The organism is Streptomyces sp. NPDC102437 (genome assembly GCF_044765565.1).
GTDB lineage: Bacteria > Actinomycetota > Actinomycetes > Streptomycetales > Streptomycetaceae > Streptomyces.
The window spans coordinates 172,782-190,741 of the sequence record NZ_JBIWKI010000014.1; the positions used below are offsets into that span (position 1 = coordinate 172,782).

The following is a 17,960-nucleotide window of genomic DNA, read 5'->3' on the forward strand; positions in this document are numbered from 1 at the left end:
GCCGCGCCTCTCATAGGCGTGCGGACGACCGCGTCCGCCCCGTACTCGCCAGGAGGACCACATGACCACCGTCATCATCGCCGCCGCGGCCGGCGCGCTGCTGCTGTGCGCGTGCACCGTCACGCTGCTGCGCCGCCGGAGGCGTCAGCGTGGCTGACCACACCTGGCCCGGCGCGACTCTGGTCGCCGCGGCGCAACGCGGCGACGTCGAGGCGCTCACCTCGTTGGTGTACGGCTCCTACCCGCACGTACACCGGTTCGCGCACACGCTGTGTGCCACACCCCAGGACGCCGAGGATGCCGCCCAGGAAGCGCTGATCATCCTCTACCGCAAGATCGGCATGCTGCGCGCCTCCGGGGCGCTGGCATCGTGGATGTTCCGGATCGTCCGCAACGAGTGCCTGCGCCGCACCCGCGCCCTGCTCCACCGCGCACCGGCCGACGAGCACGGCCGGCTCGGCACGTCGGACCGGTTCGAAGCGTTCGGGGGCACCTCGCGGTCCGCCGAGGAGGACGTCCTGCTGCGTCTGGAGGCCGAACGCGTCGCGGCCGCCGTCGCCGCCCTGCCCATGGACCAGCGGCAGGTGCTGGTCATGCGGGACATCCAGGGCCTGCCCGGCCGCACCGTCGCCGACCGGCTCGGACTGAGCACCGCCGCGATGAAGTCCCGCCTGCACCGGGCCCGTTCGGCAGTACGCGAGGTACTGAACGAGGACCTGCCGTGATGAGGGGAACCAACAACGATGACATCTGACTCGACCACGGTGCCACGCACCGCCACGACCGGCTCCACATCCGGCTACAAGTCCATTTCTACGCCCGGGTACCAGCCCGGTTCCACAGTCGTCGTCGGCGCCGCCGGTGTGCGCGACGCGCAGGTGCGCGGCGGTTTCGCCAGCGACAGCGTGCCGCGCCATCTGGCCCGCGGCGCCGTCGGGTTCGGTGCGCTCGTAGGGTCCCTTGCCCTGTTGCCGGTCGTCGGCCCGGGGAGTCTTGTGCTCGCGCCGGTCGGCCTGGTCGCACTGCGCGGCTGCCCGATGTGCTGGGCGATCGGCCTCGTGGAGACCGTCTCGGCCGGGCGGCTGCGTCGGTCCTGCGTGGACGGGAGGTGCGAACTGACCCACGCCAAGTCCCGGGGGCCGGCGCCAAAGCGATCTCGGGTCGCGGATCACGGCGGGTGATGCGACCGTCCCGGGCACGGAAGGTGCGGGAACCCGAGTACCCGCACCTCCCCGCCCTTTCGCCCGAGTGTCCCGGGTAACCCGAAAGAGCGAGAGGCTCTCGGAACCCCGCCTTTTCCTGCCATCCTGAACCCGGCCCCGCCGCACCCCCGCCGGCCGGACCACCCCGGGGAGGTCTCCGATGACATGCGGAAACTGCGGCGCGGCAGCCACCCAGGGCCCCGACGGGTCCTGGACCTGCAACAACCAATGCGGCTGGTCGTCCAATTCTCCCGGACCCGCCATGACCCCGGAGATCACCACCACGCGCTGTCGAGGCTGCGGCGCCGAGGTGCACGGCCTCAATGGCCGGTACGCGTGCGGACTGTGCAGCTGGTCCAACCACTGGGACGAAGGCCATCAGCCGCTCCCCGCCGCAGGCAACATCCCCAGGGACACGAACAACCTGCAGTGAACGCACGAGGCCGCTCACGGATGTGACGGGCCGGAGTCCTCATAGCGCGCACCCGCGGACTCGACTCCGACCGGCTCGCGACCGAAGCGGCATACCTCACCGAACACCTCGAAGGGTTCGCCATGGCAACGCTTTGGTTCACCGAGTGCACCTTGTGACTTTCCAGGCAATGTCGGACGCATGCATCAGTGCTGATTAGCAGAAGCAAGTAATTCTCGATTTGCGGAACCGGTGTACTGCCTCCGTCGTCCCTGCCTGGACAAGGGTCTCCTCTTCGAGTTCTCGGAGAAGACCCTCGGCCCTGCCAGCAGGGCCCCGGATGCGCCTCACGCATGCGGAGAAACCAGCGAACAGCACGAGATGAGGATGAACGGGTGTCTATGTTCCGACGTCGAGTGAGCGGTTCCGTCGCGGTTGTTGCCGCGCTCACGCTCACGTCCCTTGCCGCTCCCGCGATCGCTCAGGCCGCACCGGCTCCGGCTCAGGCCGCACCGGCTCCTGCGGTGCGTCCCATGACGGCGAGCACAGGCGTGCCGGGTATCCCTGACCCGGGCCTGTCCTGTTCCGTGAACGTCCTGGGAGTCGACTCCGCTCAGCGGATCGTCGACCGGACCTACACCAGCGAGAACGGCCAGGGAAACCTGTACACCTCGGTCTGGGAGCAGAGCCGGCTCGGATTCGTGCCGCGGGCGCTCGTCAAGAAGGAGTCGGCCGGCGCGGAGTCGCCGGACGCGCTGGGAAGCACGGGACGGGACTACTACGCGACCGCGGCCGACGGAAGCCTGTACGTGCTCGGCCTCAACCTCGACGGCACCCTGGCCAAGAAGAAGGTGGGCACGACCTGGAGCTCCGTCCGTCTCATGACGGCGGTGCCCGCCCTCTCCGGCAGGCCGGGCAGCTACGTGTACTCCCTCACCGACGGCGGCGGAATCTTCCGGTACAACACCGCCACCAAGGCGGAGAGCATGCACAGCACGACACTGGTCGGCGCGTCCGGCTGGCAGGGCGTCAAGACCCTGGCGTGGTACGGCCTCAAGACGCTTCCGGACGGGCAGAGCGCCGACGTACTTCTCGCCACCCTCACGACCGGACAGCTGGTGGAGTACACCATTCCCCACAAGACGCCGACGAAGTGGACGCGCAAGGACGTCCGCCCCACCAGCTGGGGCAACCTCACGGCGATCACCGTCGGATCGTGCGCGAAGAACGGAACGATGGGCCCGAACTCCGCGTGGATCGGGACGCTCCCCACCGGCGACGCCTACCTCTACATGGACAAGAACCGGGAGACCCCGAACAGCGCTGACATCCTGGCGTACGGGCGGATCGCCGCAGGCTGGCCCGAGCGCATCTTCGCCGGATAGTCTCCGCCTCCCGGTCCGTCGCTACCGGGGTGTGGCGGCGCCCAGCCAGCCGTCGACGGTGGTGACGTCCGCCCACTGCGGGAACAGCTTCTCGGTGAGGAACCGGTGGACCTCGGCGTCGGTGTCCAGACAGGCGTCGGCGAGAACGGTGAGGCCGAAGTCCAGGTCGTTGGCCTGGCACAGGGTATGCAGCACCACGGCGCTGGTGGCGATGCCGGTGAGGACGAGGCTGTCGATGCCGTGCGCCCTGAGCACCACGTCGAGGTCGCTGCCGCAGAACGCGCTCGCCCGTCTCTTGGTGACCACCACCTCGCCCGGCCGGGGCGCGACATCGGGGTGGATTTCGGTGCCGGGGTCGCCCTCTACATGAAGTCCGGCTCGCGCAACGGCGGTGAGAGCTCTGTTGCGCGGGCTGACTTCGGGAAAGCCCTGGCGCAACGCGATGACCACGTAGATGACAGGAATGTCTGCGGCCCGGGCACCATCTATCGCCCTGCGCAGGCGCGGAAGGTATCCGGAGCCGTCGTCGGCGATGTCCACGATGGCTCGCTGGACGTCCATCACGAGAAGGGCGCTGCTCATACGGTCTCCAGAAACGACGTCGGACCGGCGCTGAAGCGGGGGCCGGGTTCTGCATGTTCGTGCAGTGCGCGCGGCCGCCGGCAATGTGGCGCCACCGTGGCAGTGTGCCCGCCGGGAACGAGTTCCGCCAAGCGGCCTGGCCCGGTGGACCGCTCGGCCCTGACGGCGGATCAGGGGCAGGCCGGGGCCGAGCGGGGGGAGTCTGAGTTGACGGCGGATGATCTGCCGACCACCCCGGAGGGGATCGTCGAGCACCGCTTCGACGATCACCCGTTGGCCGAACTGGTCGCGAAGGCGGTCCGGCGCGACCGGCCCTTCACGACCCCCGGTGAAAAGCAGGTCTACGGGGCCACCGGTTACTACGTCGCCGGGATGCTGATCGAGAAGCTCACCGGCCACAGCTACCAGCAGGAGATCACCAACCGGATGCTGCGCCCGCTGCATCTGCGGCACACCACCGCCCCGGAGACCGACACCACGATTCCCGGCCCCCACTCCCACGGCTATATCGCCGTGCCCCGGGCGGGCGGCGGAACCCAGCTGGTCGACATCACCGACCAGAACCCGGGCGCAGGCGGCATGATCTCCACGACCGGCGACCTGGACCGCTTCCTGACCGCCCTGTTCCGAGGACGCCTCCTGTCGCGCTCCCGGATGGCCGAACTGTTCACCGTTCCCGACGTCCCATACCTCGGCGGCAGGTCCCAGGATCCGGGCCGGGGCCGGGCCTATTACGGCGCGGGACTGATGCGCGTGACCCTTCCCGACGGAGTGACCGTCTGGGGCAAGACCGGCAGCACCTTCGGCTACACCGACGGCATGTTCACCACCCGTGACCTGCGCCGCCGCCTCGTCTACTCCTTCAATCCCACCACCGGCGGCGGCAACGACCTGGCGCTCGTCAACCGGCTCGTCTCGGCCGCCTTCAACCCGTGAGCAACATGGACAGGACCGGTCCGGCAGGCGAGGACCCGGACCGCCGCCGATATCCTGCGTGACATGGTCAACTCATACGCGAGCGCGGGCCTCGACGATGCCGGGGTTGCGACAGCCGCGGTACGTGCCGGCGCGGACGTGGTGCGGAGCATGTACGGTCGGCGGCTCACCCGCATCGACAAGGGGGCCGGGGATTTCGCCACCACCGCCGACGTGGAGGCCGAGAAGGCGATTCTCGGTGTCATCCGGGCCGCCCGGCCCGATGACGCTCTGCTCGGCGAAGAGGGTGGACACCAGGGTGCCGCTCGGGCCGACCGCCAGTGGTTGGTCGATCCCTTGTGCGGCACACTGAACTACGCCGTCGGCAACATGCTGGTGGCCGTCAACGTGGCGCTGCGCAACGGTGCGGCAGCGGTGGCCGACCCGTTCAGCGGCGAGGTCTTCTTCACCGACGGGGAGACCGCCTGGGTGCGGCACGACGATGCCGATGCGCGACTGACGCCCACGCCCGACACCCAACTCGTGGACGTCAATCTGGACCCGCCGTTCCCCGGCGCGCCCGGCTTCCGGGCTGTGGAACTGCTTGCCCATCCCGGGTTCGTGGAACGTTTCCGTCCCCGAGTCGTATCCACGACGCTGGCGTTGGCCTGGGTCGCCGCCGGCAAGCGCGCCGCGTACGTCACCGACGGCGGCGACCTGTCCGGAAGCGTTCATTTCGCCGCCGGTATCGCACTGTGCCGGGCCGCCGGCTGCGTGGTCACCGGGATCGACGGTTCCCCGATCGGACAGGCAGGCCGCGGACTCGTCGTGGCCGCCGACGGCGAAACCCACCAACTGCTGATGTCGATGATCCGCACCTGAAGGAGAGAGGGTGTCGGTGACGTCGGTGGCTTCGACCACGCGCGACGGGGCCCGGTGTGGGGCGCCTGCTGCCCCGGCGACGACGAGGGCTGGTGTGGTCATGGTGGCGAAGGACGGCTTCCCAGGTCGATGCCTGTGCCGAGGCCGGCCCGGCCCTGCTGTCGGCCGGCCCGACGCCCCATGCCGCCCTGGAGCGGTGCGGTCGACCTCTTCGTCGACTTCCTGGTCACCAAGCAAGGCCTGGCCGCCACGACGCAGCGGGGGAGGCACCGGCTACGACGCGCTGCACACCTACTCCCTCCACCGTCTCCTGCCGGTGTGCGCCCAACTCCTCTACGCGGCCGTCGCCTCCGGCGAGATCCGCTCCGGCCTCGCCCCCGACCTCGATGCCTACCAACTCATGCGCGGCATCGGAAACCTCTGCATCGGCGCCGACGGTGACCCCCGCTACGACGCGCGCCGACTGGTCGCACTCCTCGTCGCAGGACTCCGTCAGCCGCGCTGACGGTTCTGACGGACCGCCGGAGCGGGTGGCCGGGTGTTCAGGCCACGGCGTAGTCGGCGAGGGCCGGTTCGAGGATGTCGAAGGCGTTGGCTGCCTCCGTGGTGATGGTTGCGGCGATCTCGTCGTTGGGATGTTCGGCCAAGGTGAGGTCCTGGATGCGTTGGAACAGAATGCGGTGGACGGTGCCGAGCAGCCCGGCGGCGGTCTGGACGGTGATGTCGTCCGACGGCGCGCCCACGGCTGCGGCGAGAGTCTGGGCCAGGGCGCGTTCGCGCTGGTCGTGCAGGCCGCGCAGACAGGCCGAGAGGGTGGGGCTGTCGGCGATCATGCGGGCGAAGGCGGGCCCCGAGAAACCGGAGACCGGATCTGCGGCTGCTGCGGCGTCGGTGAAGGCGCGGCGCAGTGCCGCCAGGGCGGACTCGCCGGGCCGTCGAGTGGCCACCGTGTGCGCCAGGGAAGCGATGAACGCGTCCTGGTGGTCCAGGGCCAGGTCCTCCTTGCGCGGGAAGTAGTTGGTCACCGTCTTCTTCGCGACGCGCGCGGCGGCGGCGATCTCGGCGATGGTGGTCTGCTCGAAGCCCTGGGTGATGAACAGACGGGTGGCGTGGTCGGAGATGAGTTGCCGGGTCTCCTGCTTTTTGGATTCCCGCAGGCCGGCGGGTTGCGCGGCCGATTTGATGTCAGTAGCCATGAGGCAATCTTACCCTCGTAGCATTTTTATGTTGACACTCGCGAGCCTCGTGGCTAACTTTACCTCCGTCGTAAAGTTCTGATGATGGAACGAGGAGGAGAGTCCATGCCCGAACCCAATCGCACCGCGAGCACCACCCCCGTCCTCGACATCTGCCTCGCTGTCGACCTCGGTGAGTTCTGCCCGGGCGTGACGGCCCCAGCCCCCGGCGCCGCGCCCCGTCGCCGTGAGGGGTGGCTGCTCGCCCGGATGGCCGCCGCCCGCGCCCGGCGCAGCACTCCGTCCACGCACAACCTGCCGCGCCGCGGCGGCTACTGATCCACACCCGCACCCACAGCGCCGTACGGACGACCACGCCCGGCAGCCTCGTCGACCAGCAGCAGCGACAGGCTCCCCGAACCCCATGAGGAGAACCGCCTTGCAGATCACCGCGTCCACCGTCTCGCTCACCGTCGACGACGTCGCCGCGTCACAGCGGTTCTTCACCACCCACCTCGGCTACGCCGAGCAGGCCGCCGCAGACGGATTCGCCTCCCTTTCGCGCGACGACGCCGCAGCGGACGTCGTCCTCCTCGCCCGCGGAATCGAAGTGCTGCCGGCCGAGCAGCGCGACCAGCATGTCTCCGGCCTGATCCTCGCCTTCACCATCACCGGCATCGAGGCCGAGGAGAAGCGGCTGCGCGCCGAGGGTGTCGAGATCACCATGCCGCTGCGCGAGGAGCCCTGGGGCGAACGCCTCTTCCAGATCGCCGACCCCAATGGCGTGATCGTCCAGTTCGTCGAGTGGACCGCCCCGTCCGGACCCGAGAACGCCTGACAACCCCACCCACCGCGTTCCTGGGCCTAGAATCCGCCTGAAGGCGAGGCGGCCCGGTCGCACCCCGGCTGGCACACCAGCGCCACCTTGTTGTTTCAGCACGCCGCTAGGCGACCACGCCACCGCCACCCTCGCGGCCTTCGCCGTCGCCATCTGGCCCGCCCGCACAGCCCTCCGCCCTCGACAGCAGTTGACGATCCCGCGGCGACGAAAGCACGGCACCTTGGCGTGTTGATGGACGTCTACTGAGTGTTGGGCTTGGTGGGTTCGCCCCGCGGGCGGACTCCGCGGGGCGCCGAGGCGGTACAGACGACGGGTACATGCGACCGGGACAGCAGATGACCGGACAGCGGGCGATCGGGTCCGCCGACGGCATGCGCCTCAGATACGGAGTGTCCCGGGGAACGCGCCGTGCCCGACGCCCGGTGCGGTGACGGCCAGCCAGCCGTGGCCGCGCACCTCGGTGTCCGGGCCGACATCGTCGGGGTCGACCGAGAGGTACGCGCAGGCGGACCGGGCGCCCGCGGTCCCCGCGTTGGACGGGGCCTCGTCGTACTCGGGGTCGAAGTCCGGGTCGTCGACCGCCAGGGTCTCCCACGGCAGCGGGTCGCCCTCCCATTCGGGGCTGCTCTCGGCGGCGTACCGACGGATCACCCGGCCGTTCTCGGCGACGATCCACACGTCGGAGCCGCCGGCGTCGTCCAGGAAGTAGAACTGGGCCTGGCCGCAGTGGACGCTTACCCGTTCGACCGTCTCGATCATGCCGTCCCAGGGGTCGCCGACGAGTTCGTCGAAGGGACCGAAGACCAGGCGCCAGCCGTCCAGCTCCGGGGTGATGAAGGCCCGCCCCACGGAGCGGTCGGCGCCGTCCGGCCCAGGTACCTGGATCCTCCGGCCCTCTGCTGCCTCCACGCCGACGGCGGCCGTGACGGGCAGCCGGTCGTGCAGGCCCAGAGCCTCGAAGACCCCCTCGTACGACGCCCCGGGCACGGCCATCCACCAGCCGCTGAGGATCGCCGACGGAAGCGTCGGGACCTCCTCGTCCAGGATCTTCACCTGTATCAGCCGCTCGATCGCCGCCCGGTCACGGTCGTCGAGCGCGTCGACACCGCCGCCCTCCACCAGCGCCGCCATCGCGCCCCGCCGGACCTTCGGGGACACGGCAGGGTCGCGACGCAGGGAGCGCAGCCGCGGCCGGAAGGCTTCGTGCAGCAGGCGGGCGTAGTCGGATGCCTTGTAGGGGGCGAGGCGGCCCCGGGCGAAACAGTCCACCAAGGCCATCAGCCCGGCCTCGGAGTCTATTTGCAGCCTGACGAGCCCCTGGAAGCCGCGGCCCGAACTTCCGCGGTCCGGATCGGCCGCCAGGGCCGCGTACTGGTCGGCGGAACGCTCGTCGAACACCCCGAGGAACCGCCCCGCCTGCCAGTCCGCCACCTCCTTGCGCCGCCAGGCCGCCAGTACGCTGTCGAAGGCGGGCGGCCCGATGTGCCGCAACGCTCGCATGACCGGCTGGAGACCAGCGGTCCCGTTCACACCGACCACGCCGCGCAGCAGTTCCGGCACCACGCTGTCGGCCTGCTCCGCCAGTTGCGAGGCAGCGGCCTCCACGCGCGCGGCGTCGTTGCTGCCCAGGTCCTTGAGAAGGGATTCGATCTCCATGCAGCAGCACAGTAGCCCCAGCCACTGACAGCGCCCCGCGGGACCGGGGGCCGGGAGCCAGGGGCCGGGACGGCTCGCGCTGCCGCCGGACACGACCGGGCCGCGGGTTCGACCTGGCTGATCGCCCGGTGGCCACGCACCCTGCCCCGTCCGACCATTCGCGAGACCTCTAACATCATGTGGCGTCTCGTCGTCGGACGCCGATGCCTGTCCGGTCGTGTCCGCCGCCCAACGCCCACGACATCCGTCGCACGGCGATGGAGTCGGGTATCGAGCAACCGAGGAGAGGAACGTTCATGCGGGCTCGGAGCATCGGCGCGGCCGCCGCGACAGCATTGGCGCTGGTGGCTGCCCGCGACCTCGTCCAGAAGAAGCACGCACTGCTCAGGAACTTCCCCGTGATCGGGCACGCCCGGTACCTGTTGGAGACGATCGGGCCGGAACTGCGCCAGTACGTCGTGACGTCCAACGAGGAGGAGCGCCCGTTCAGCCGTGACCAGCGCACCTGGATCTACGCGTCGGCGAAGGAAGAGAACAACTACTTCGGGTTCGGAACCGACGTGGACGTCGAGCACGTGCAAGGGCACGCGTACGTGAAGCAGCGGACGTTCGCCGGCACGTTGCCCGATCTGCACGACCCGCAGGCCCCGCTGCCCTCGGCCAAGGTGCTGGGCGGCCCGCGCGGACGCGCCAAGGCGTTCCGGCCGGCGAGCGTCGTGAACATCTCGGCGATGAGCTTCGGATCGCTGTCCGGCGCGGCCATCACGGCGCTGAACAGGGGCGCGGCGCTGGCCGGCGCGATGCAGAACACGGGCGAGGGCGGCCTCTCGCCGTACCACCGCAACGGCGGTGACCTCATCCTCCAGATCGGGACGTCGTACTTCGGCTGCCGCAACGAGGACGGCACCTTCAGCCTCGACAAGCTCAAGGACGTGGTCGCGAGCGCCCCGGTCAAGGCGATAGAGATCAAGCTCTCCCAGGGTGCCAAGCCGGGGCTCGGCGGGATGCTGCCGGGCGCGAAGGTGACCCCCGAGATCGCCGGGATCCGCGGCATCCCGGCCGGCAAGGACTGCGCCTCCCCCTCTCGGCACACCGCGTTCCACGACGTCGACTCGATGCTCGACTTCGTGGAGCTGCTCGCTGCCGAGACCGGTCTGCCGGTCGGGATCAAGAGCGCTGTGGGGGAGATGAGCTTCTGGCAGGAGCTGGCCAATCTGATGGCGCGTGGTGATCGCGGGGTCGACTTCGTGACCATCGACGGAGGCGAGGGCGGCACCGGGGCGGCTCCCCTGATCTTCACCGACTCGGTGTCGCTGCCGTTCCGCATGGGTTTCTCCCGCGTCTACAGCACGTTCGCCGAGCGGGGTCTGACCGACGACATCACCTTCATCGGATCCGGCAAGCTCGGCCTGCCCGAGAACGCCGCCGTCGCCTTCGCCCTGGGGGTCGACATGATCAACGTCGCCCGCGAGGCCATGCTGTCCATCGGCTGCATCCAGGCACAGAAATGCCACACCGACAAGTGCCCCACCGGCATCGCCACCCAAGACCCGTGGCTGGTACGCGGCATCGACGCGCCCTCGAAGGCCACCCGGGCCGCTGTCTACCTGCGCACCCTGCGCAAGGAGCTGCTGAAGGTCTCGGGAGCTGTCGGCGTCGCCCACCCGGCACTCATCACCACCACCGACATCGAGATCATGAACGGCGACTACGACGCCCGCACCCTGGCGAGCGTCTACGGCTACAAGGACGGCTGGGGTGAACTCGGCCCGGAGCTCGCCCAGAAGATCACCGCGCTGCTCACCACCGAACCGAACGCCCTCCAGAAGCCTGTCGGCTGACGTTCGACGCGTTGCGATCTCGCCGGGCCGGTCGTGATGCTGTCGGCGGCTGCCGGCAGCACACCGATCTGCTCGGCGAAGCCGCGGCCGGGCGGATTCCACGGCTCCCCGATCTCTCCAGTCGATCATGGTTGATAGCCTCCCGGGATGACTGCGCCCTTCGATGAAGCTGTCCGTGCCCGACTGCAAGCCCCCAACATCTGGTACGTCGGCACCGTGTTCGCCGACGGAGCACCGCAGGTCAGCCCGATGTGGGTGGATCTGGAAGGGGAAGGGGAGCTGACGTTCAACACCTCGGTGGGCCGGGTGAAGGAGGAAAACCTGCGCCGCGACCCCCGCGTCTACCTCTCACACGCGGACGCCACCGACCCCTTCGACCGAGTGCAGATCCGTGGTGTGGTGACCCGTTTCATCGAGGGCGAGGAGGCACACGAGCGGATGGACCGGCTGGCCCGCAAGTACCTGGGCGTCGATCGCTTCGAGTGGATCATGCCGGAGGAACAGCGGGTCGCGGTGATCGTGCGTCCCGTCAAGGTGCGGCACATCGTCGGGGTGGAGCGGTTCCGGCCCGGTGGCCCCGTCCCCGCGCCCGGACCGGCGTACCCCTCGTGACAATCGTCGCGGGCACGACGGATTTACCCCGAGGGAGCACGGCCGCTCTGCCCGCCGGCTGAACCGCTCCGGCCCCGACCACCACTACGCGGCCTCGGGCGGAGGGGAACGGGTCAGTCGATCGGGCCCGGACCCGGAGCGAGCGGCGGGAGTCCGTGGACGGCGAGGACGCGGTCGGCGAAGTCCGGTTCGGCGAGCGGGACACCATGGGCGGCGAGGAGGGTGAACAGGTCTGCGAGCCGGCGCGGTTCGGTGCCCCGAAGCTGATGGCCGGGGGCGAGACCGAGGACGCCGACGAGCGGTCCGCGGCCGGTAGCGGGGGTCGTGGTCAGGCGCAGACGCATCGTCAGACGAGCTGCGTCCGAATCGGGGTCCTCACCGAAGGCCATGTCCAGGCCGGTGATGTCGTGCCAGCGGTAGCGGCGGCGCAGCAGCGCCCTGGAGAGGGTGAGGCCCTCGCTGTCGGCGCGTACCCAGAAGCTGATGGGCGCGGGCAGCGCCACGAGGGCGACGACCGTGGCGGCGATCAGCAGGCTGGGGCCGACGCCCAGCCGATCCACCGCGCCGCTCGTGCCGAGGGCGACACCTGTCAGAAGGCCCAGAAGGCATCCGGGCCCTACACCCGAGAAGCGCCACAGGAAGCCCAGGCGCACGGTCCGGAACCGGTTCGTCGTGTCCACAGGCTCAATCCTGGAGCCTTGACGTCACTGTTCCGCCACGCTTCCAGGTCCCTTGTGCCACAGATCACAGCGGTCACATCGTCGGAGACGGCCGGCTTCACACTGCCGCCGACTCGCTCCTCACCGACACCGTCGGCGTCAGCACACTGACGCGGTGATGAGCCACACCGCCTTGTCGAGAGCCATGAGCGGCTCTCGCTGCCGGGCATGCGCCCACCGGCCTGGCACATGGCCGTCCGGCGCATCCGGGCCCGGAAGTCCTCGTCGCCCATCAGTTCGACGAGTTCCACCCATGCGGCGACCTGCTCGCTGGACGGATCGTGGGGGAGGCCGGGAGTGGCAGCGCGAACCATGGGCACCGCGGCCGGGTCACCGCGACCGGGATCGGGAACCGGGCGGCGTAGTCCTCGATCGCCGCGACGAGCACGTGATCGGCCAGCACCGGCGGATTGAGCCCTCGGATCAGAGCCCGCAACTCCTGGTGAGCTGCGGAGAGTTGCTTCTCCGCCTGGGTGAGCAGCTCGGACTGCGGGGAATCCGGCGGGGTGTCCAGGCGCAGCATCCCGAGGGTCATTCCCAGCGACACCAGCCGCTGCTGCGCCCCGTCGTGCAGATCGCGTTCGATCCGTACCCGCTCCGCGTCGAAGGAGTCCAGCAGACGGACCTGCGAGGCACGCACCTCGCGCAGCTCCTCCCCGAGCTCCCGGTCGCGCGGGGCCAGGAAGGTACGCGCCATGGCGGCGCGCGCCCCCGCCCACGAGGTCACCGTGTACGGCGAGGCCAGCAGCACGATCACGCCGAACACCGCCCTTCAGCGAGGCATTCGCCGCCGAGCAGCAGCCCGGCGTCGGCGCCCTCGCGCTGATCGCGGACAAAGGGGCGTCCACCGCCGCCATCGCCTCCGGCGCACGCCACGCCCTCGGCGACAGGGGCACGGTCGTATCCGGCGACGCCCGCTCCGAACTCCAGCCCCGATACATCGAGCACAAGCGCTCCCTGGGCGTCCGGCTCATCGGCGCCATGGCCCTCCTCGGCCTGTTCGCCACGGTCTTCGTCGTCGCCTCGATGCTGGTCCTGTCGACCGGCATGCGCCGCCGGGAGATCGGCCTGCTGCGCACCATCGGTACCGCACTCGGCCAGATCCGCCGCATGATCCTCGGCGAGGCCGCCGTCGTCGGCCTGCTCGGTTCGATCGCCGGCTGCCTGGCAGGCGTCGCCGCCGCCCCGCTGCTGCACGACATCCTCAAGTCGCCGCGACTACGCGGTGATGAAGTCCGCCGGCGGCACCGTCCGCCAGCTCCTCGGGCTGGCCGCCGGCGAGACCGCGCTGCTGGTGGCCGTCGGAGCCGGCCTCGGTGCCCTGGTGACGCTGCCCCCGCTGGCGGGAATGGCCTCCGGCCTCTCCCAGGCCACTTCGTCCGACGTCGGCCTGCACCTGAACTTTGGAGCCATCGCCATGGCGGTCACCGGCACTCTGGCCGCAGCAGTCCTGGCGGGGATGATGGTCACCGGGAGGACGCTGAGGAAGTCCGCTTGAGAGCCGTCCCGCCAGGGATCACGGGCCGGCCCCAGCGGCCGGGCCGCTCAAAGTGCCCGCCGGATGACGGAGGACGAGGAAGGAGGCGAAGGGAACGAACGACCGCAGTGGGCAAGGGGGCGCAGCCGGGACGGCGGGACGCGAACGCGGCGAGGATGGGCCGCAGGTCCTCGCTGTGGCTGGACGTCATACCCAGTCGCAGCACCTCGGGCCTCCCCGGCGATCGATGGTTGAGCCGGGACGACGTGGCCGTAGGTACGTCGTCGACGCGGTGCCGAACGCCCTCGGTGACGTCGAAGGTCTTCTCGGTGAACCAGGCGCGGCCCTCCAAGGCCGCCGCGTCGAACTCCCGCCGACCCGGCCCCCGCCGTCCGGCCGTCGCGCGCATGGAGTTCCCGACGGCTGACCCGCGCCACACACCCCACGCGATATGACTTTGAGTGCCCGTCGGGATACTTTGAGTGCATGATCGGTGCGGCGTCGTTCCCCCCGGCGCATCGCCGCATGCGGGACAGCGGCGTCCTCGTCATGCTCCTCTGGGTGGCCTTCCACCTGATGGGCTGCGTCCACAGTCACGGTCCGGCGTTCGACAGTCCGCACTATCCGATGAGCACGGCCTACGCCGCTGCCGCCCCCGTGGCCGCACTCGGCGGCGGGCCCACGGCCTCTGCCCCGGAGCGGGCGCCGTGCTGCCCGGACACCGGTGATCACACGGTGGACCGGGTCCGCAGTGACGCCCCGCCCGTACCCTCGCCGGGCGGCGCGCCGACCGTGCATGCCCTGCCGTGCGGCCCGGACGCGGCTCTGGCCGGGGTGGGGGGCGCCCGCGCTCCGGGAGACGGCACCCTCGGCGGACGCGGTGTCCTTACGGCTCTGTGTGTGGCACGGACCTGACAGGTCCCACACGGCCGCGCTGCCTCACTCCGTCCGGCACCGCCGGGCAGGTCCCGGGCGGCCGTGTGTCCGCGCCCTGACCCGCCGATACCCCACGCCGGCTGCCGCAGGCCTGGGGTGAGGAGCCGTGACACCCTCCATGAACACCTCTCTGTACGCCAACGCCCCTCTGTACGCCCCTGCCCCCGCTTCCGCCCGTGGCCCGTCCGATCTGGTCGGCCACACGCCGGTGCTCTGGGTGAGCGAACCGTTCGCCCCTTCCGGGCGCGGCTTCTGGGCCAAGCTCGAAGGCACCAATCCCGGCGGGATCAAGGACCGTCCGGGCCTGCACATGGTCGCCCGCGCCCGCGCACGCGGCGACCTGGCCGACGGCGCGGCCATCGTCGAGTCCTCCAGTGGCACCCTGGGACTGGGACTGGCCCTGGCCGGGATCACCTTCGGCCACCCGGTGACCGTGGTCACCGACCCGGGCCTGGAGCCCGCGATCCGCCGGGCCCTGACCGCGTACGGCGCCCGCGTCGAACTCGTCACCACCGCACACCCGGTGGGCGGCTGGCAACAGGCGCGGCGCGAGAGGACGGCCGACCTGCTGGCCCGGGCCCCCGGGTCTTGGTGCCCGGACCAGTACAGCAACCCCGACAACGTCGCCGCCTACACCCCGCTGGCCGCGGAACTGATCGCCCAACTGGGCCGCATCGACGTCCTGGTCGCCTCGGTCGGCACCGGCGGCCACTCCGCAGGCATCTCCGCGGCCCTGCGCCGGACCTTCCCCGACCTGGACCTGATCGGGGTGGACTCGACCGGGTCGTCGATCTTCGGGCAGCCCGCCGGGCAGCGCCTGATGCGCGGACTGGGCTCCAGCATCCACCCGGGCAACGTCGCCTACGACGCGTTCACCGAGGTCCACTGGGTCGCCCCCGCCGAAGCCGTCCGGGCCTGCCGCACCCTGGCCCGCAGCCACTACGCCTCCGGCGGCTGGAGCGTGGGCGCGGTCGCACTGGTCGCCGGATGGGTTGCCCGTAACCGGCCTGCCGGAACCCGCATCGCCGCGATCTTCCCCGACGGCCCCCACCGCTACCTCGACACCATCTACAACGACGGCTGGTGCCACGGCCACCACCTGCTCGACGCACCCATGCCGACCGCGCCGGAAGAGATCCAGGAGCCCGGCGAACGGACAGTGACGTCCTGGACCCGCTGCACCACGGTCACCGACCCCGCTCCGGCCACCGCCCGCACCGCCCTGGCGGGTGCGCGGTGAGGCGGCTGCGCACCCAGATGCGCTCCTTCACCCCCAGCATCCAGCTGCTGATGGTCAACCAGTTCGGCATCAACCTCGGCTTCTACATGCTCATGCCCTACCTCGCCGACCACCTAGCCCACGGCCTCGACCTCGCGGCGTGGGCGGTCGGTCTGGTGCTGGGCGTACGCAACCTCTCCCAGCAGGGCATGTTCTGGCTAGGCGGCACCCTCGCCGACCGGATCGGCTACAAGCCGATGATCCTCGCCGGCTGCGCCCTGCGCACGGGCGCGTTCGCGCTGCTGGCCTTCGCCGACACCTTGCCCGCCCTGGTCACGGCCGCCGCCGCCACGGGACTTGCCGGAGCCCTGTTCAACCCCGCGGTCCGCGCGTACATCGCCGAGGGAGCCGGGGAGCGCCGGGTCGAGGCGTTCTCCTGCTTCAACGTCTTCTACCAGGCGGGCATCCTGCTCGGTCCGCTCGCCGGACTCGCCCTGCTCGCCCTCGACTTCCGCGTGGTGTGCGCGGTCTCCGCGGCCGTGTTCGCACTGCTGGCGCTCGTGCAGGTCCGCGCCCTGCCCGCCCGCCGCCCCGCCGCGGACTCACAGAGCGAGGCGGGATGGCGGGGGATCGCCGCGGACTGGCGGACGATTCTGCGCAACCGTCCCTTCATGCTGTTCTCCGCCGCGATGGCCGGTTCCTATCTGCTGGCCTTCCAGACCTACCTCGCCCTGCCCCTGCAGGCCCGCACTCTCCTCGGCGACGGCAGCGGCACCGCGATGGGCGGGGTCTTCGCCGTCTCCGCCCTGGTTGCGGTCGCCGGCCAGCTGCGGCTGACCGACCGGGCCAGGAAACGCCTGGACGCCCCGAAGGCCATCGCGATCGGACTGGCGGTCATGGGGGCGGCGTTCCTGCCGCTGCTCCCCGGACCCCACCGCCCCGCTCACGGATTCGCCGCGCTGCTCGGGCTCGCCGGGCTGGTGGCGTGCGCGGCGCTCCTGGCAGCCGGCTCCGCACTGCTCTACCCGTTCGAGATGGACACGCTCGTCCGGCTCTCGGGTGAACGCCTGGTCGCCACGTACTACGGCGCCTACAGCACCGTGGCCGGCATCGCCGTGGCCGGCGGCAATCTCGCCGTGGGCGCGCTGTTCGACCTCGCCGCCCGCACAGACGCCCCGTGGCTGCCCTGGGCAGCCCTGACCGCGCTCGGGACCGGGTGCGCCGCGGCCCTGACCGGCCTCCGCCGCACCGGTCATCTGCGACCCGCGATGCCTGCGGCGGCGGTACCTGCCACGGCGTGAGACCCGTTGCCGGGTGAACGCCTCATGCGGCATCAGGTGAACATGACGAAGCCCTTCCCCGGTGGAGGGGAAGGGCTTCGTGGGCGAGCGCTGGGCAGGCCTTGCACCTGCATTTCCCCACGGGAAGCGGGGCGTCTTTCCTTGGACCACCAACGCATTGTCAGCCGCCGCGCGTTGCGGCGAACTTTCAAGATCGACTATAGCGCATGCGGGCGGGGGGTCGCCCCTCGGTCGTCGGTATGTGGCGGGACGCCGTGGCCACGAGGAACGAACGGACCACGTAGAAGTCGTTCAGCGGAAAGACGAACGAGTCGGCCTGATCAGAGGTTGAACGGGCATTGAGACGTCCGGGGGCGGCATCGCCGAGTGCCGCCCGCCGGACGGTCAGCGGATTCCGGAGTCGGGGTGTACGACGTCCCATTCCTGGCGTGCCCGCGCGATGGCATCGCGGTGTCGGGCCGACCAGTCCGCGAGGGCCTTCACCAGGTGGGTGAGGCTGTGGCCCATCGTCGTGAGCTCGTACTCGACCTGCGGGGGAACCGTCGGGTGCACGGTCCGGGTGACCAGGCCGTCGCGTTCCAGCCGGCGCACGGTGAGCGTCAGCATCCGCTGCGAGATGCCGGGGACGGCACGCTGCAGCTGTCGGAAACGGCGGACGCCCTGCGCCAGTTCGACGACGACCAGAACCGACCATTTGTCCCCGATCCGGTCGAGTACCTCGCGGATCCCGCAGTCCTCGTGCTCGTCGCCGCAACTGACGACGGGGTCGGTGGTTACCGCTGTGTGCCCCACTGACATGGAAGTG

General features: G+C 70.5%; 21 protein-coding genes and 1 pseudogene. 16 read left to right on the forward strand and 6 right to left on the reverse strand.

Features of this window, described 5'->3' with window-relative positions; genetic code table 11:
- Positions 1-61 precede the first annotated feature (61 nt).
- The 5 genes from ACIRJP_RS20115 (at position 62) to ACIRJP_RS20135 (ending at position 2,999) form a co-directional block, all read left to right on the forward strand.
- Entirely contained in the window at positions 62-157 is a 96-nt protein-coding gene (locus ACIRJP_RS20115) for an LPXTG cell wall anchor domain-containing protein (RefSeq protein ID WP_351253291.1), read from the forward strand.
- Positions 150-725 (forward strand): RNA polymerase sigma factor, encoded by a 576-nt coding sequence (locus tag ACIRJP_RS20120; RefSeq protein ID WP_404175688.1) that lies wholly within the window; start codon positions 150-152, stop codon positions 723-725. Before ACIRJP_RS20115 ends, ACIRJP_RS20120 begins: the two co-directional genes overlap by 8 nt.
- A gap of 18 nt (positions 726-743) precedes the next feature.
- On the forward strand, positions 744-1,181 hold the full coding sequence (locus ACIRJP_RS20125) for a hypothetical protein (RefSeq protein ID WP_404175691.1): 438 nt from the start codon (positions 744-746) through the stop codon (positions 1,179-1,181).
- Positions 1,182-1,362: 181 nt separating this feature from the next.
- The gene (locus ACIRJP_RS20130) at positions 1,363-1,635 is read left to right on the forward strand and encodes a hypothetical protein (RefSeq protein WP_404175693.1); all 273 of its coding nucleotides are present in this window, start codon (positions 1,363-1,365) and stop codon (positions 1,633-1,635) included.
- 512 nt (positions 1,636-2,147) lie between these two features.
- Complete coding sequence (locus tag ACIRJP_RS20135) at positions 2,148-2,999, forward strand: hypothetical protein (protein WP_404175696.1); 852 nt, start codon at positions 2,148-2,150, stop codon at positions 2,997-2,999.
- A gap of 21 nt (positions 3,000-3,020) precedes the next feature.
- On the opposite strand, the gene ACIRJP_RS20140 is transcribed toward ACIRJP_RS20135, so the two are convergent.
- Positions 3,021-3,581, reverse strand: coding sequence for a cysteine hydrolase family protein (locus ACIRJP_RS20140; RefSeq protein ID WP_404175699.1), 561 nt, complete (start codon positions 3,579-3,581; stop codon positions 3,021-3,023).
- Between the two features lie 207 nt (positions 3,582-3,788).
- Between ACIRJP_RS20140 and ACIRJP_RS20145 the strand changes: the two genes are divergently transcribed.
- From ACIRJP_RS20145 to ACIRJP_RS20155, 3 genes and pseudogenes are all read left to right on the forward strand, one after another.
- Positions 3,789-4,517: a serine hydrolase domain-containing protein gene (locus ACIRJP_RS20145; RefSeq protein ID WP_404175702.1), complete on the forward strand. Its 729-nt coding sequence runs from the start codon at positions 3,789-3,791 to the stop codon at positions 4,515-4,517.
- A 63-nt stretch (positions 4,518-4,580) separates the two neighbouring features.
- On the forward strand, positions 4,581-5,378 hold the full coding sequence (locus ACIRJP_RS20150; RefSeq protein ID WP_404175704.1) for an inositol monophosphatase family protein: 798 nt from the start codon (positions 4,581-4,583) through the stop codon (positions 5,376-5,378).
- Positions 5,379-5,500: 122 nt separating this feature from the next.
- Positions 5,501-5,883, forward strand: a pseudogene (locus ACIRJP_RS20155) (TetR family transcriptional regulator); the annotation flags it as partial.
- Positions 5,884-5,920: 37 nt separating this feature from the next.
- On the opposite strand, the gene ACIRJP_RS20160 reads toward ACIRJP_RS20155, so the two are convergent.
- Entirely contained in the window at positions 5,921-6,574 is a 654-nt protein-coding gene (locus ACIRJP_RS20160; RefSeq protein WP_404175707.1) for a TetR/AcrR family transcriptional regulator, read from the reverse strand.
- A gap of 105 nt (positions 6,575-6,679) precedes the next feature.
- Between ACIRJP_RS20160 and ACIRJP_RS20165 the strand changes: the two genes are divergently transcribed.
- Complete coding sequence (locus ACIRJP_RS20165; RefSeq protein WP_404175710.1) at positions 6,680-6,892, forward strand: hypothetical protein; 213 nt, start codon at positions 6,680-6,682, stop codon at positions 6,890-6,892.
- 100 nt (positions 6,893-6,992) lie between these two features.
- Positions 6,993-7,391: a VOC family protein gene (locus tag ACIRJP_RS20170; RefSeq protein ID WP_404175713.1), complete on the forward strand. Its 399-nt coding sequence runs from the start codon at positions 6,993-6,995 to the stop codon at positions 7,389-7,391.
- 381 nt (positions 7,392-7,772) lie between these two features.
- Here ACIRJP_RS20170 and ACIRJP_RS20175 read toward each other — a convergent pair whose 3' ends face one another.
- Positions 7,773-9,050 carry a hypothetical protein gene (locus ACIRJP_RS20175; RefSeq protein WP_404175716.1) on the reverse strand — a complete coding sequence of 426 codons (1,278 nt, stop codon included), beginning with the start codon at positions 9,048-9,050 and terminating at the stop codon, positions 7,773-7,775.
- Positions 9,051-9,346: 296 nt separating this feature from the next.
- Here ACIRJP_RS20175 and ACIRJP_RS20180 point away from each other — a divergent pair, with 296 nt between their 5' ends.
- Positions 9,347-10,891, forward strand: coding sequence for an FMN-binding glutamate synthase family protein (locus ACIRJP_RS20180; protein WP_404175719.1), 1,545 nt, complete (start codon positions 9,347-9,349; stop codon positions 10,889-10,891).
- A 147-nt stretch (positions 10,892-11,038) separates the two neighbouring features.
- Positions 11,039-11,503, forward strand: a complete 465-nt coding sequence (locus ACIRJP_RS20185) for a TIGR03618 family F420-dependent PPOX class oxidoreductase (protein ID WP_404175722.1) — start codon at positions 11,039-11,041, stop codon at positions 11,501-11,503.
- Positions 11,504-11,616: 113 nt separating this feature from the next.
- Here ACIRJP_RS20185 and ACIRJP_RS20190 read toward each other — a convergent pair whose 3' ends face one another.
- Positions 11,617-12,183 (reverse strand): hypothetical protein, encoded by a 567-nt coding sequence (locus ACIRJP_RS20190; RefSeq protein ID WP_404175725.1) that lies wholly within the window; start codon positions 12,181-12,183, stop codon positions 11,617-11,619.
- Between the two features lie 271 nt (positions 12,184-12,454).
- On the reverse strand, positions 12,455-12,979 hold the full coding sequence (locus ACIRJP_RS20195) for a sensor histidine kinase (RefSeq protein WP_404175728.1): 525 nt from the start codon (positions 12,977-12,979) through the stop codon (positions 12,455-12,457).
- Between the two features lie 471 nt (positions 12,980-13,450).
- Here ACIRJP_RS20195 and ACIRJP_RS20200 point away from each other — a divergent pair, with 471 nt between their 5' ends.
- The 4 genes from ACIRJP_RS20200 (at position 13,451) to ACIRJP_RS20215 (ending at position 17,155) form a co-directional block, all read left to right on the forward strand.
- Positions 13,451-13,720, forward strand: a complete 270-nt coding sequence (locus tag ACIRJP_RS20200) for a hypothetical protein (RefSeq protein ID WP_404175731.1) — start codon at positions 13,451-13,453, stop codon at positions 13,718-13,720.
- A 504-nt stretch (positions 13,721-14,224) separates the two neighbouring features.
- On the forward strand, positions 14,225-14,614 hold the full coding sequence (locus tag ACIRJP_RS20205; protein ID WP_404175734.1) for a hypothetical protein: 390 nt from the start codon (positions 14,225-14,227) through the stop codon (positions 14,612-14,614).
- Between the two features lie 139 nt (positions 14,615-14,753).
- Positions 14,754-15,875, forward strand: coding sequence for a PLP-dependent cysteine synthase family protein (locus ACIRJP_RS20210; protein WP_404175737.1), 1,122 nt, complete (start codon positions 14,754-14,756; stop codon positions 15,873-15,875).
- Positions 15,872-17,155, forward strand: a complete 1,284-nt coding sequence (locus ACIRJP_RS20215; RefSeq protein ID WP_404175740.1) for an MFS transporter — start codon at positions 15,872-15,874, stop codon at positions 17,153-17,155. The genes ACIRJP_RS20210 and ACIRJP_RS20215 overlap by 4 nt, the downstream gene beginning before the upstream one ends.
- 384 nt (positions 17,156-17,539) lie before the next feature.
- On the opposite strand, the gene ACIRJP_RS20220 is transcribed toward ACIRJP_RS20215, so the two are convergent.
- Complete coding sequence (locus tag ACIRJP_RS20220; protein ID WP_404175743.1) at positions 17,540-17,953, reverse strand: winged helix-turn-helix transcriptional regulator; 414 nt, start codon at positions 17,951-17,953, stop codon at positions 17,540-17,542.
- Positions 17,954-17,960: the final 7 nt, after the last annotated feature.